This window comes from Kineosporia sp. R_H_3 (assembly GCF_002198675.1).
Lineage (GTDB): Bacteria > Actinomycetota > Actinomycetes > Actinomycetales > Kineosporiaceae > R-H-3.
In genome coordinates this window covers 1-13,388 of the sequence record NZ_MWLL01000074.1, presented here as the reverse complement: position 1 = coordinate 13,388, position 13,388 = coordinate 1, and the positions used below count along the sequence as shown (strand labels likewise).

At 72.4% G+C, this 13,388-nt stretch carries 10 protein-coding genes; 3 read left to right on the top strand and 7 right to left on the bottom strand.

Going from position 1 to position 13,388, the window contains the following annotated elements; translation table 11 throughout:
* A partial coding sequence (locus ECOMGDLI_RS34445) for a serine protease (protein WP_088314281.1) occupies positions 1 to 984 on the top strand: 984 nt, incomplete at its 5' end.
* A 45-nt stretch (positions 985 to 1,029) separates the two neighbouring features.
* Here the strand turns inward: ECOMGDLI_RS34445 and ECOMGDLI_RS04490 are convergent.
* Entirely contained in the window at positions 1,030 to 2,505 is a 1,476-nt protein-coding gene (locus tag ECOMGDLI_RS04490; RefSeq protein ID WP_088314278.1) for an NAD-dependent succinate-semialdehyde dehydrogenase, read from the bottom strand.
* A 283-nt stretch (positions 2,506 to 2,788) separates the two neighbouring features.
* Between ECOMGDLI_RS04490 and ECOMGDLI_RS04485 the strand changes: the two genes are divergently transcribed.
* Together ECOMGDLI_RS04485 and ECOMGDLI_RS04480 are read left to right on the top strand one after the other, a co-directional pair.
* Entirely contained in the window at positions 2,789 to 4,150 is a 1,362-nt protein-coding gene (locus tag ECOMGDLI_RS04485; RefSeq protein WP_158220897.1) for an EAL domain-containing protein, read from the top strand.
* A gap of 147 nt (positions 4,151 to 4,297) precedes the next feature.
* The gene (locus tag ECOMGDLI_RS04480; RefSeq protein ID WP_233153312.1) at positions 4,298 to 5,989 is read left to right on the top strand and encodes an APC family permease; all 1,692 of its coding nucleotides are present in this window, start codon (positions 4,298 to 4,300) and stop codon (positions 5,987 to 5,989) included.
* Positions 5,990 to 6,084: 95 nt separating this feature from the next.
* Here ECOMGDLI_RS04480 and ECOMGDLI_RS04475 read toward each other — a convergent pair whose 3' ends face one another.
* From ECOMGDLI_RS04475 to ECOMGDLI_RS04450, 6 genes are all read right to left on the bottom strand, one after another.
* Entirely contained in the window at positions 6,085 to 7,575 is a 1,491-nt protein-coding gene (locus ECOMGDLI_RS04475) for a CoA-acylating methylmalonate-semialdehyde dehydrogenase (protein ID WP_369812712.1), read from the bottom strand.
* Positions 7,576 to 7,697: 122 nt separating this feature from the next.
* On the bottom strand, positions 7,698 to 9,119 hold the full coding sequence (locus tag ECOMGDLI_RS04470) for an FAD-binding oxidoreductase (protein ID WP_088314269.1): 1,422 nt from the start codon (positions 9,117 to 9,119) through the stop codon (positions 7,698 to 7,700).
* Positions 9,120 to 9,134: 15 nt separating this feature from the next.
* Positions 9,135 to 9,938, bottom strand: a complete 804-nt coding sequence (locus tag ECOMGDLI_RS04465) for an ABC transporter permease (RefSeq protein ID WP_088314284.1) — start codon at positions 9,936 to 9,938, stop codon at positions 9,135 to 9,137.
* A 71-nt stretch (positions 9,939 to 10,009) separates the two neighbouring features.
* Complete coding sequence (locus ECOMGDLI_RS04460; protein WP_088314267.1) at positions 10,010 to 10,921, bottom strand: ABC transporter permease; 912 nt, start codon at positions 10,919 to 10,921, stop codon at positions 10,010 to 10,012.
* Position 10,922: 1 nt separating this feature from the next.
* Positions 10,923 to 12,059, bottom strand: coding sequence for an ABC transporter ATP-binding protein (locus ECOMGDLI_RS04455; RefSeq protein ID WP_088314264.1), 1,137 nt, complete (start codon positions 12,057 to 12,059; stop codon positions 10,923 to 10,925).
* Positions 12,059 to 13,327, bottom strand: a complete 1,269-nt coding sequence (locus ECOMGDLI_RS04450) for a PotD/PotF family extracellular solute-binding protein (RefSeq protein WP_088314261.1) — start codon at positions 13,325 to 13,327, stop codon at positions 12,059 to 12,061. Before ECOMGDLI_RS04450 ends, ECOMGDLI_RS04455 begins: the two co-directional genes overlap by 1 nt.
* Positions 13,328 to 13,388 lie beyond the last annotated feature (61 nt).

The window sequence follows — 13,388 nt, the reverse complement described above, 5'->3', positions numbered from 1 at the left end:
GCCTCCGACCGTGCCGACCGCCTCGTCCGCGCCGCCGACGGCACGCCGGTCGGCCGGGTCCGGGCCGCGGCGACGACCGCCGCCGCGCAGCGGGCGGTCCGGGCCTACTGGACGCCCGCCCGGATGCGTGCCGCCCGCCCCTACGTCGTCGCCACGACCCGGGTGCCCGCGACCGCCGTCCGGGTCGCCGCCGGGGGCCGGGCCACCCGGCCGCCGTCGGTCACGAGCCGGCTCGACCGGGTGTGGCGCACCCGCGGCGCCACGGTCACCGGTCGCTCGTGGCCGACCCCCTCGACGCACCGGCTCGCCCGCACGACGGGGAAGGTCTTCTTCCACCTGGACAGCGGCGACTACGTCTGCTCGGGCAGCGCGGTCAGCTCGCCGGACGCCTCGACGGTGCTCACCGCCGGGCACTGCGTCAACGAGGGCGGCGACGGGACGTCCCCGGGCGCCTACGCGACGAGCTGGGTCTTCGTCCCGGGCTACCGGACGAACGGGACGGCACCGTACGGCCAGTTCGTCGCGACCCACCTCGCGACGACGACCGGCTGGCGGACCGGGCCGGAGGACTTCGACGACGACGTCGGCTTCGCGAACGTCGGCCGCAACGCCTCGAACCGGACGCTCGGGCAGGCGGTCGGCGGCCAGGCGATCGACTTCGGGCGGGCCCGCGGCGAGTGGGTCACCGCGCTCGGCTACCCAGCGGCGGACCCGTTCGACGGCGAGCACCTCACGTACTGCCGCGGCTACCTGCGCCAGGACACGTACGGCGGCTCGCCGGACCAGGGCCTGCGGTGCGACATGACGCCCGGGTCGAGCGGCGGCCCGTGGGTCGCCGACCTCGACCCGGCCACCGGCCGCGGCACCCTGGTGTCCGTGACGAGCTTCAGCTACGTCGGGCTCGACGGGTACCTGTGGGGCACCTACCTCGGGACGACGGCGGAGAACCTCTACGACTCCGTCGCCTCGACGACCGGGGCCTGACCGGCCCCGGTCGTCCGGGCGGCCCGGCCCGCAGGCCGGGCCTGCCTACAGCGCGATCCCCACGTACTTGACGTCGAGGTACTCCTCGATGCCCTCGGCACCGCCCTCGCGACCGAACCCGGAGTGCTTGACCCCGCCGAACGGCGCGGCCGGGTTCGAGACGATGCCCTGGTTGATGCCGACCATGCCGGTGTCCAGGCCCTCGGCGACCGTGAGCGCCCGGGTGAGGTCCTTGCTGAAGAAGTAGGCGACGAGCCCGTACTCGGTGTCGTTCGCGAGCCGGACGGCCTCGTCGTCGGAGGAGAACGTCGTCACCGGGGCGACCGGGCCGAAGATCTCCTCGGCGAGCAGGCGGGTGTCGGGTGCGACGTCCTTGAGCACGGTCGGCGCGAAGAAGTAGCCCTGCTCGCCGACGGTCCCGCCGCCGGTGAGCACCGTGGCGCCCTTGTCGACGGCGTCCTGGACGAGCTCGCCGACCTTGACCTGCGACGGCCGGTCGACGAGCGGCCCGACGTCGATGCCGTCGAGCGTGCCCCGGCCGACGGTGAGCGCGCCCATCCGGTCGGCCAGCCGGCGGGAGAACTCGTCGGCGACGGACTCGTGGACGATGAAGCGGTTCGCGGCCGTGCACGCCTCGCCCATGTTGCGCATCTTCGCGAGCATCGCGCCGTCGACGGCGGCGTCGAGGTCGGCGTCGCCGAAGACGAGGAACGGCGCGTTGCCGCCGAGCTCCATGGAGATCCGCAGGAGCTGCTCGGCGGACTGGGCGACGAGCTTCTTGCCGACCTCGGTGGAACCGGTGAAGGACAGCTTGCGCAGCCGGGAGTCCTTGATGAGCTCGCCCATGACCTGGCCGGTGTGCGACGTCGTGACGACGTTGAGGACGCCCTCGGGCAGGCCCGCCTCGGTCATGATCCCGGCGAGCGCGAGCATCGACAGCGGGGTCTGGGTCGCCGGCTTGACGACGATCGTGCAGCCGGCGGCGACCGCGGGCCCGATCTTGCGGGTGCCCATCGCGAGCGGGAAGTTCCACGGCGTGATGAACAGGCACGGGCCGACCGGCTGCTTCATCGTCAGCAGCCGCGTCGCGCCGTTCGGGGCGACCGAGTACCGGCCGGAGATCCGCACGGCCTCCTCGGAGAACCAGCGGAAGAACTCGGCGGCGTAGGCGATCTCGCCGCGGGACTCCTTGAGCGGCTTGCCCATCTCGAGCGTCATGAGCAGGGCGAGGTCCTCGCTGCGCTCGGTGATGAGCTCGAAGGCACGGCGCAGGATCTCGCCGCGCTCACGGGGGGCCGTCGCGGCCCACGACTCCTGGACGGCGACCGCGGCCGCCAGCGCGGCCTGCGCGTCCTCGACGCTCGCGTCCGCGACCTCGGCGATGACCTCACCGGTCGAGGGGTCGTCGACCGCGACGACGCCGTTGCTGCCGGGGCGCCACTCGCCGCCGATGAACAGGCCGGTTCGGACCCCGGCGAGCACCGCGCTCTCGCGGCTGCTCAGACCTGTCGTCGTGCTCATGCGTGCGGTCCTCCTCGGGTACGGCTCGCGTCGCGGCGCGGTCCCGCGCCAGGGCGCCATGCTGCCACCTCCCGGCCCGCCCGCGAGTCGCCGTCACGGCGAGTCGGACGACGTCGCCTCGCCCGGGCGGTGACGCCGTCCGGGGGACTCGGTCACCCTCGGCTCGCCGTCCGTCGCCGTCCGCGCGCGGGCCGGGAGCGGACGGTCCGGCCCCGTGGTCACGGACGCCCCCAGGTGCCGCGGAGCGGCCCCGCGCACCGCCCCGACCTGCGATCCTTGCCGGGTGGCGGACCGCGCGCGCAGACCTGCCGCGGCCGCGGTCCGGCGGACCGTGGCCGGTGGCGAGCAGCGCGCGGGCGACCGCCGTCGCCGGGACCGCCGGCGCCGGGACACCCGCCTCGTCGTCGTCTCGGACGTGCTCGAGGCCGGCGGACCGCACGTGGAGTTCCAGCCGCTGCTCTCGCTGACCCGGCTGGAGGTCGCCGGCTACGAGGCGCTCGCCCGGTTCCCGGACCCGGCCCCGGGCGAGCGGCGCCGCGAGGCCCGGCCCGGCGGCACCGAGGAGTGGATCGCGGCCGGCCGGGCCGTCGGGCTCGGCCCGCAGGTCGAGGCCGCGGCGCTCGGGCGGGCGATCGCCCTCGGCGCGGGGCGCCCGGCGGGGACCGTGCTGTCGGTCAACCTCTCCCCCAGCTCGCTCGGGACGCCTGAGGTCCAGGCAGCACTGCCCGCGGACCTGTCCGGGCTGGAGATCGAGCTCACCGAGAACGAGTCCGTGGACGACGTCGTCGGTCTGCGCCGCCGGATCGCGGCCCTGCGCGAGCGCGGGGCGCTCGTCGCCGTGGACGACGTCGGCGCCGGCTACGCGGGCCTGCGGCGCGTCGTCGACCTCGCCCCGGACACGGTGAAGATCGACAAGCACCTCGTCGACGGCGTCGCGACGAACGACGCCCGGGCCGCGCTCGTGCGGGCCGTCGTCCACCTCGCGGACCACATCGGCGCCCGGGTGTGCGCCGAGGGCGTCGAGAACGCCGCCGACCTCGTCGCGCTCGCCGAGCTCGACGTCGCGACCGCGCAGGGGTTCTTCGTCGGCCGGCCCACGACCCGGCCCGGCGAGGTCGACGCCCGCGCGGTCGAGGCGTGCCGGGCGAGCCTGGACCGGCTCTTCACCGGTCCCCCGCCGCAGGACTCCGTCGCGACGGTGCCCGACCTCGTCGCCCGGCTCACCGACGTCCGGTCGCTCGCGGACCTCGGCGCGGTCGCCGCGTCGTCCGCCGCCGTGCTCCGCTGCTCCGGGGTCGTGCTCGGGGCGTGCGGGCCGGACCTGGAGCGGCTCTCCCCGGTCTCGGACGCCGACCCGGGCACGACGTCCGTGCTGCGGATCGCCGAGCGGCCCGAGGTCCGCGAGCGGCTGCGCGCCGGGGCGTCCGTGCCGGTGTACGACGGCCGCAGCACGCCGCCCGGCCCCGCGGCCGGGGCACCGCCCGGCGCCGCGCTCCTGGTCCCGGTCCGGAGCCGGGGCACGACGGTCGGCGTGCTCGTCTGCGCCCTGGACGCCCCGGCCCCGTGGACCCGCCGGCAGATCTCCGGCGCCCGGCTCGTCGCGACCGTGCTCGGCCCGGTGCTCGACGCGCTCACCGCGCGCTGACCCGCGCACCGATCACCCGACTTCGCCGAAGGGCTTCCCGGAAGCCGATCACTCCCGCTACGGTTCGCGCACTGGATCAGGCATTCGAGCGTCGGATCCGTCGCCTTCGCGTCGTAACGCGACGGAAACAGCAGCCAGGAGGGTCAGTTGGCCATCGACCACAGCGCAGCACCGATCGGCTACCCGGAAGCGGCCTCGGACAAGGGACTCAACGCCGGGGCGCTCGGGCTGCTCTCGAGCGTCGTCGTCGGGATGGCGTCGACCGCGCCCGCCTACAGCCTCGCCGCGAGCCTCGGCTTCGTCGTCGCCGTGACGAACGGCGACGGCATCGTCGGCGTGAAGGCCCCGGCGATCATGCTTCTCGCGTTCGTCCCCATGTTCTTCATCGCCATCGCGTACTCCGAGCTCAACAAGGCCGAGCCGGACTGCGGCACCACCTTCACGTGGGCGGCCCGCGCGTTCGGGCCCTGGGTGGGCTGGATCGGCGGCTGGGGCATCATCGCCGCCGACGTCATCGTCATGGCGAACCTCGCCCAGATCGCCGGCTCGTACGGCTACCTGCTCGTCGGTGCCGACTCCCTCGCCGACTCCTCGTTCTGGAGCATGGTCGCCGGCGTCGTGTGGATCGTCGTCATGACGTACATCTGCTACCGCGGCATCGAGGTCTCGGCCCGTTTGCAGTACGGCCTGCTCGGGATCGAGCTGATCGTGCTCGTGATCTTCGCGGGCATCGCCCTGACCAAGGTGCTCAGCGGTAACGGCCCGGAGGGCTCGCTCACGCCGAGCCTGGGCTGGCTCGTGCCGAACGGCCTCACGACGAACGCCCTCGTGACCGCCGTCCTCATCGCGGTGTTCATCTACTGGGGCTGGGACACCGCGGTGGCCGTCAACGAGGAGACCGCCGACCCGGCGAAGACGCCCGGCCGGGCCGCCGTCATCTCCACCCTCCTGCTGCTCACCACGTACGCGATCGTCAGCATCGCGACCGTCGCCTTCGCCGGGGTCGGCACCGAGGGCATCGGCCTGGGCAACGAGGAGAACAGCGACGACGTCTTCCGGGCGCTCGGCCCGGTCGTGTTCGGCGACAGCGGGTTCGGCGTCTTCATGGAGGCGCTGCTCGTCATCTCCGTCCTCACGTCGGCCTCCGCGTCGACCCAGACGACGATCCTCCCGACCGCGCGCACGGCGCTGTCCATGGGCGCCTACAAGGCAATCCCCGAGCGCTTCGCACGGGTGCACCCTCGCTACCTCACACCGACCGACGCCACCGTCTGGATGGGCATCGTCTCGATCGCCTTCTACGTCGGCATGACGTTCGTCAGCGAGGACATCCTCGGCGACTCGATCGCGGCCGTCGGCCTCATGATCGCGTTCTACTACGGGACGACGGGCTTCGCGGCCGTGTGGTTCTACCGCCGCACGATCACGCAGAGCGCGCGCAACCTCGTCATGCAGGGTGTCCTGCCGTTCCTCGGCGGCGTCATGCTCCTCGGCGCGTTCCTCATCTCGGCGTACAACTACGCCGACCCCGAGTACGGCAACACGACGATGTTCGGCATCGGCGGCGTGTTCGTCGTCGGCATCGGCGCGCTGCTGCTCGGCGTCGTCCTCATGCTCGTCCAGCGCGCGGTCGCACCGGCGTTCTTCCGCGGCGAGACGCTGCCGCGGCGCGGTGCCCACGACCTCATCCTCGCCGGGGTGGCCATGGAGGAGGAGACGGTCCGCCTGCCCGACTCCGGTCTGCCGGACATCGTCATCGCCCCCGACCTGTCCAACCTCCCCGAGGGTGCCACGGCCATCGACCCGGAGACGGGCGAGGAGTTCCGCAAGGGCGACTGACCCCCTGCTCGTGCTCGCGCCCCGTACCGTTTCCCGGCCCTGGAGAGGGCGGGAACGGTACGGGGCGCGAGTATGAGCGGTGGGGGCGCGGTGGATCAGGTGTGCTGCGGGAAGCCGAGGTTGAGGCCGCCGTGGCTCGGGTCGAGCCAGCGCGACGTCACGACCTTGCCGCGGGTGAAGAAGTGCACGCCCTCGGCGCCGTGGGCGTGGCTGTCGCCGAAGAGCGAGGCCTTCCAGCCGCCGAAGGAGTAGTAGGCCATCGGCACCGGGATCGGCACGTTGACGCCGACCATGCCGACCTCGACCTCGTACTGGAAGCGCCGTGCGGCGCCGCCGTCGTTGGTGAAGATCGCCGTGCCGTTGCCGTACGGGTTGGAGTTGATGAGGTCGAGGCCCGCCTCGTAGGACGGCACCCGGACGACGGAGAGCACCGGGCCGAAGATCTCGTCGGTGTAGACGCTCATCGACGGGGTGACGTTGTCGATGAGGGTCGGGCCGAGGAAGAAGCCCTCGCCGTCCGCGTCCGGCGTCACGTCGCGGCCGTCGACGACGACGTCGGCCCCGGCCTCGGCGCCCGCCGCGACGTAGGAGGCGACCTTGTCGCGGTGCGCTGCGGTGACGAGCGGGCCCATGTCGCAGCCGCGACGGCCGTCGCCGGTGCGCAGGGTCGCGATCCGCTCCTTGATCTTCGCGACGAGCTCGTCACCGATCGGGTCGACCGCGACGAGCGCGGAGATCGCCATGCAGCGCTCCCCTGCCGAGCCGAAGCCCGCGTTGACCGCGGCGTCCGCCGCGAGGTCGAGGTCGGCGTCCGGCAGCACGAGCATGTGGTTCTTCGCGCCGCCGAGGGCCTGCACACGCTTGCCGTTGCGGGTGCCGGTCTCGTAGACGTAGCGGGCGATCGGCGTGGAGCCGACGAACGAGACGGCCTTGATGTCGGGGTGCTCGAGGAGCCGGTCGACGGCCTCCTTGTCGCCGTGGACGACGTTGAGCACGCCCGGCGGCAGGCCGGCGTCGGCGAACGCCTCGGCGATGAGGACGGCCGCGGTCGGGTCCTTCTCGCTCGGCTTGAGGACGACGGCGTTGCCCGCCGCGATGGCCACCGGCACGAACCACAGCGGCACCATCGACGGGAAGTTGAACGGCGAGATGACGGCGACGACGCCGAGCGGCTGGCGGATCGAGTAGACGTCGACCCCGGTCGAGACGCCCTCGCTGAACCCGCCCTTGAGCAGGTGCGGGATGCCGCACGCGAACTCGACGACCTCGAGGCCGCGCTGCACCTCGCCCGCGGCGTCGGAGAGCACCTTGCCGTGCTCGGCGGTGATCGCCTCGGCGATCTTCGGCGCGCGTGCCGCGATGAGCTCACGGGCGGCGAAGAGCACCTTCTGCCGGGCGGCGAGGGAGGAGTTGCGCCACGCGGCCGCGGCCGTGACGGCGGAGGCGACGACGTCGTCGACGTCGGCGGACGACGCCAGGCGGACCTGCGCCTGCTGGGCGCCGGTCGCGGGGTCGTAGACGGGGGCGGTCCGGTCGCCGGCGCCGCTGTACGGCTTGCCGTCGACGAAGTGGGCGATGGTCCTCAGGTCGGTCATGGCGTCAGTCTGCCGGGTCGCCGTCCCGGCTCGCCATGACATGTCGTTCCCATGTCACCCGTTCGATCGACACTGTGTAAGAAGCCGCGCGTCCGGGGGCCGCCGGACGACGGTCAGGAGTCGAAGCCGAGGCCCAGCCGGTCGAGGGTGCGCAGCCACACGTCGCGCCGGCCCTGCGTGGCGTCGGCGCGGGCGATGCTGCGCCGCGTGAGCTGGATGCCGGCCCAGCGGAACGGCTCGGGCGGGAACGGGACGGGCTTGCGGCGGACCATCTCGAGCCTGGTCCGCGGGGTGTCCGCGCCGTCGAGCAGGTCGAGGGCGACCTGGGCGCCGAACCGGGACGCCCCGACGCCGAGCCCGGTGTAGCCCTGGACGGCGGCGACCTTCTCCCCCATCGCCTGCGCCCAGAACGCCGTGAACCGGGTGCAGGTGTCGATCGCACCGCCCCAGGTGTGGCCGATCCGCACGCCCTCGAGCTGCGGGAAGGTCTCCAGGAGGTGCTCGGTGAGCAGCTGCTCGGTCGCCGGGCTGCGCCGGCGGCGCGACGCGAGGTCGCTGCCGAAGTAGTAGAGCGCGTCGTACCCGCCGAAGACGAGCCGGTCGTCGGCGGTGAGCCGGTAGTAGTGGAACTGGTTGCCGGCGTCGCCGATACCCTGCCGCCCGGCCCAGCCGATCGCCGCGAGCTGGTCGGCGGTGAGCGGCTCGGTCGCGATGACGTGGTCCCAGACCGGGACGACGTACGGCCGCAGCCGGTGCAGCGGCGAGGGGAACGCGTTGGTCCCGAGGAGCACCTGCCGGGCCCGGACCCGGCCCGACGTCGTGTCGAGCCGGACCATGCCGCCCTCGTCGTGCATCCCGACGACCCGGGTGCGCTCGTGCAGGGTGACGCCGAGCCGCTCGGCGACGTCCGCGAGGCCCCACACGAGCCGGGCCGGGTCGACGATCGCCGTCGAGCGCGGGTCGTGCAGCGACCCGAGGTACGTCGGGGAGTCGACGAGCGCCCGGGTCTCGTCCGCGCCGAGCAGCTCGACCTTCTCGCCGAGCCCGCGGGCGGCCTCGGCGAGCTCGGCGAGCTCGGCCACCTGCCACGGCTCGACGGCCACCGTCAGCTCGCCGCTGCGGCGGAAGTCGCATGCGATCCCGTGCTCGGCGACGGTCGCCTCGATCGCGTCGAGGTTCTCCTCGCCCATGGCGAGCAGGGTCGGCATCTCGTCCGGCCAGCGCGACAGGCCGTTCGCGAGGCCGTGGGTCAGGCTCGACGAGCAGAACCCGCCGTTGCGTCCGCTCGCGGCCCACGCGAGGTCGCCGCCCTCGAGGAGGGCCACCGACCTGGCCGGGGCACCCTGCGCCGCGAGGACGGCGCCCCACAGGCCGGTGAGCCCGCCGCCGACGATCGCGAGGTCGACGACGAGGTCGCCGTCCAGCGCCGGGCGCCGGGCGGGCCGGTCCGGGGTGTCGAGCCAGACCGGGACGTCGCGGACGCCCGCGAGCGCCGCCCGGGCGGCGTCCGCGAACCGGGTGCTCGGTGCCGACATGGACCTGCTCCGCCTCTACTTCGGTGCGCGACGACGCCGCACGATATCGGCGACCAGGACGATCGTCAGCGCGAGGAAGAACATGAACGCGCCGATGACGTACGCCTGCGCGGGGATGCCGCGCTGCGCCGAGACGTACACGAACTTCGGGAAGGTATTGACGTTGCCCGACACGAAGTTCGTGATGATGAAGTCGTCGAACGACAGGCTGAACGCGAGGAGCGCACCACCGGCGATGCCGGGTGCCACGAGCGGCAGCGTGATCCGCCGGAACGTCTGCCACTCGGTCGCGTAGAGGTCGGCCGCCGCCTGCTCGAGCCGCGGGTCGAGACCGGCGATCCGGGCCTTGACGGTCACGACGACGAAGCTCAGGCAGAACATCACGTGCGCGATGACGATCGTCGTCACGCCGAGCCGGATGCCGATCGGGGCCATCTGGAGGAACAGCGTGAGCAGCGACGCCGCGAGCACGACCTCGGGCGTGGCCATCGGCAGGAAGAGCACGAGGTTGGTCGCCGTCCGGCCGCGGAACCGGTGCCGGCCGAGGGCGAACGCGACCATCGTGCCGAGCACGGTCGCGATGACCGTCGCCGTGAGCCCGATCTTCAGGCTGTTCCCGACGGCGGAGCACACCTCCGGCGCACCGCACGGGTTCGCCCAGTTCTTCAGCGTGAACCCGCGCCAGACCAGGTTGGACCGGCCGCCGTCGTTGAACGAGAAGACCGTGATGTACGCGATCGGCGTGAACAGGTAGGCGAACGCGATCGCGCCGTAGATGCGCAGCGCGTTGCGGCCCAGCCAGCGCCGCGCGCGCAGCAGCGCGGGGGCGGACGGCGCGGGGCGGTCCGCGCGCGGGCCCGCCGTCCCGCCCGCGGTGGTGACCGTGGTCGTCACACGAGCTCCTCGGTGCCGGCCTTGCGGATGTAGAGGAAGACGAGCAGGAGGATCGCCGCCATGAGGACGAACGAGAGCGACGCCGCCGTCGGGTAGTCGACGATCCGGAAGAACCGGCTCTCGACGACGTTGCCGATCATCGCGGTGCCCGGCTGGCGGCCGAGCAGGGCCGCGTTGACGTAGTCGCCGGCCGCCGGGATGAAGGTGAGCAGCGTGCCGGCGACGACGCCGGGCAGCGACAGCGGGAACGTCACCTTCCGGAAGACCGTGAAGCCGTTGCCGTAGAGGTCCGACCCGGCCTCGAGCAGGCGCGGGTCGATCCGCTCCAGGCTCGCGTAGAGCGGCAGCGTCATGAACGGCAGGAAGTTGTACGTGATGCCGGCGACGACGGCGACCGCGCTCGCGGTGACCGTCGCCGTCTGCGGGATGACGTGCAGCCACTTGAGCGAGGAGACGACGAACCCCTCGTCGGCGAGGATCTGCCGCCACGCGATCGTCCGCAGGATGAAGCTCGCGAAGAACGGGGCCACGACGAGCACGAGGAGCAGGTTGCGCAGCCGGCCCGCCTTGAACGCGATCATGTACGCGAGCGGGTAGCCGATCGCCAGCGCGAGCACGGTCGCGATCCCCGCGTAGACGAAGGACCGGGAGAACTGCGCCCAGTACTCCGTGACGGCGTCGACGTAGTTGGCGAAGCGGAACGCCTGGACGAAGACGCCCGTCTCGCCGCCTTCGGCGGGCACCTGGAGCGAGGTCCCGAAGAGCGTGACGATCGGGACGACGAAGAAGATCGTCAGCCAGGCGATGCCGGGCAGGAGCAGCAGGTACGGCGTCAGCGAGCGGCTGCGGCCGGCGGGGACCGGCGGCGGCGCCGCCGGCCCCGTGTGCGTGACGGAGGCGATGGCCATGTCAGCCCACCGGGACGGCGAGGTCGCTCTCGACGCCCGCGGTCGCGTCGCCCGCGAGGGCGAACGTGTGCGCGGGCTCCCACGAGAGCGTCACCCGCGAGCCGACGGGGTACTGCTCGCCGATGCCGCGGTTCTGCGCGAAGACCGTGAGGTCCTGGCCCCACGGCAGCCGGACGAGGTACTGGGTCGAGACGCCCATGAAGCTCGCGTCGCTGACGATCCCGCCGGCGAACCGGTTGAGCCCCGCGGCGACCTCCTGCGCCTCGCCGCCGAGGTGGATCTTCTCGGGCCGGACGCCGAGGAGCACGTCGACGTCCTCGGTGCCGCAGCGGCTCACCGGCACCTGGAGGTTCTGGCCGTGGCAGAGCACGGTGACGGCGTCGGCGTCGGCGGCGATCCGGCGGCCCGTGACGAGGTTGGACTGGCCGAGGAAGTTCGCCACGAAGGTCGTGGACGGCGCCTCGTACAGCTCGCTCGGTGCCCCCATCTGCTCGATCCGGCCGTGGTTCATGACCGCGACGGTGTCGGCCATGGTCATGGCCTCCTCCTGGTCGTGGGTCACGTGCACGAACGTCAGGCCGACCTCGGTCTGGATCCGCTTGAGCTCGATCTGCATCTGCCGGCGGAGCTTGAGGTCGAGCGCGCCGAGCGGCTCGTCGAGCAGCAGCACCTGCGGCCGGTTGACGACCGCCCGCGCCAGCGCGATGCGCTGCTGCTGGCCGCCGGACAGCTGCCCCGGCTTGCGCCGAGCCAGGTGCGGCAGCTCGACGAGGGCGAGCGCCTCCATGACCTGCTTGTCGACGTCCTTGGCGCCGCGCCGGCGCAGGCCGAACGCGACGTTCTCGTAGATGTCGAGGTGCGGGAAGAGCGCGTAGTTCTGGAAGACCGTGTTCACGGGGCGCTTGTACGGCTTGGCGTGGGTGATGTCCCGTTCGCCGAGCGTGATGGACCCGACGGTCGGCTCCTCGAGGCCGGCGATCATCCGCAGCGTCGTCGTCTTGCCGCAGCCGGACGGGCCGAGCAGCGCGAAGAACGAGCCCTGCGGGATCGTCAGGGTGAGGTCGTCGACGGCCGTGAAGGTGCCGAAGCTCTTCGTGACGTCCCGCAGGTGCAGGTCGCCTCCGGTGTCCTGGGCCATCAGTTGCCCAGCACCTTCTGGAACTGCTCCGTGTACCTGGTCTCGGTCTCGGGGTCGAGCGAGAAGAAGACCTGGACGTTGCTCAGGTCGCTCTCCGTCGGGAAGATCAGCGGGCTCTTCGCGAGCTCGGCGTCGATCTTCTCCATCTCGGCCTGGGCCCCCTTGACCGGGCAGATGTAGTTCACGTACGCGGCGACCTCGGCGGCGATCTTCGGGTCGTAGTAGTAGTTCATGAGGGTCGAGGCGTTCTTCGCGTGCGGCGAGCCCACGGGGATGACCATGTTGTCGCTCCACAGCGTGCCGCCGGCCTCGGGAAGGGCGAAGCCCCACTTGTCGCCGTTCTCCGCGACGAGCTGGAAGATGTCGCCCGACCAGCCGATGACGGCCAGGGCGTCCTCGGAGATGAGGTCCTCCTTGTAGGAGTTGCCCTTGACCTGGCGGATCTGGCCGTCGTTGAGCTGCTTCTCGAGGACCGCGAGCGCGTTCTCGAAGTCGGCGTCGGCGAACTTGGCGTCGATCCGCTTGCCCTGCTCCATCATGATCAGCCCCAGGGTGTCCCGCCACTCCGAGAGCACCTCGACGCGGCCCTTGAGCTCGGGCTTCCACAGGTCGCTGACGTTCTTCAGGCCGCCGGGCACCTTGGCCTTGTTCCAGGCCAGGCCCGCGTAGCCGGACTGCCAGGTGAGGGACTGCTTGCGGCCCTGGTCGTACGAGACGTTCGCGAGGTTGTCGAGGATGTTGTTCTTGTTCGGCATGACCGACTCGACGAGCGGCTGCACGAGGCCCTGGCGGACGACGCGGGCGGCCATGTAGTCGGTGAAGACGACGATGTCCTTGCCGATGTCCTGGCCCGCCTTGAGCTGGGCCTGCACCTTGCCGTAGTAGCTGTCGTTGTCCTCGATGTCCTCGGAGTACGTCGCCTTGATCCCGGTCTTCTCCTGGAAGGCCTCGAGGGTCGGGTACGTCTTGGACTTGTCGTCGAAGTCCAGGTACAGCGTCCAGTTCGCCCAGTTGACGACCTTCTCGGCGTCGGACTTGTCGACGGCGGGGCTGGGCTTGCCGGCGGGGGCGGTGCCGGTGCCGGCACCCCCCGTGGCCGAGCCGGTCGCGCCGGGGGCGGACGTCGAGCAGGCCGCCAGGAAGGCGCCCATCCCGAGGGCTCCGGCACCGGTGAGCATCGAACGACGGGACAGCCGGCCGGCCTGCATGGCGCGGACGATCTGGGCCGCCTCGGGCGACAGCGGAGGCCTACGGTGGGGCTGCGACATCTCGGGTCCTTCCGGGAAGACGTCCGCGCACGGGGGCGGCGCGCGGGCGGTCGGGGCAGGT

Excerpts from the sequence above, each read along its gene's own strand:
- ECOMGDLI_RS04490 (WP_088314278.1), bottom strand. The coding sequence starts at position 2,505 with ATGAGCACGACGACAGGTCTGAGCAGCCGCGAGAGCGCGGTGCTCGCC.
- ECOMGDLI_RS04470 (WP_088314269.1), bottom strand. The coding sequence starts at position 9,119 with ATGTCGGCACCGAGCACCCGGTTCGCGGACGCCGCCCGGGCGGCGCTC.
- ECOMGDLI_RS04460 (WP_088314267.1), bottom strand. The coding sequence starts at position 10,921 with ATGGCCATCGCCTCCGTCACGCACACGGGGCCGGCGGCGCCGCCGCCG.
- ECOMGDLI_RS04455 (WP_088314264.1), bottom strand. The coding sequence starts at position 12,059 with ATGGCCCAGGACACCGGAGGCGACCTGCACCTGCGGGACGTCACGAAG.
- ECOMGDLI_RS04450 (WP_088314261.1), bottom strand. The coding sequence starts at position 13,327 with ATGTCGCAGCCCCACCGTAGGCCTCCGCTGTCGCCCGAGGCGGCCCAG.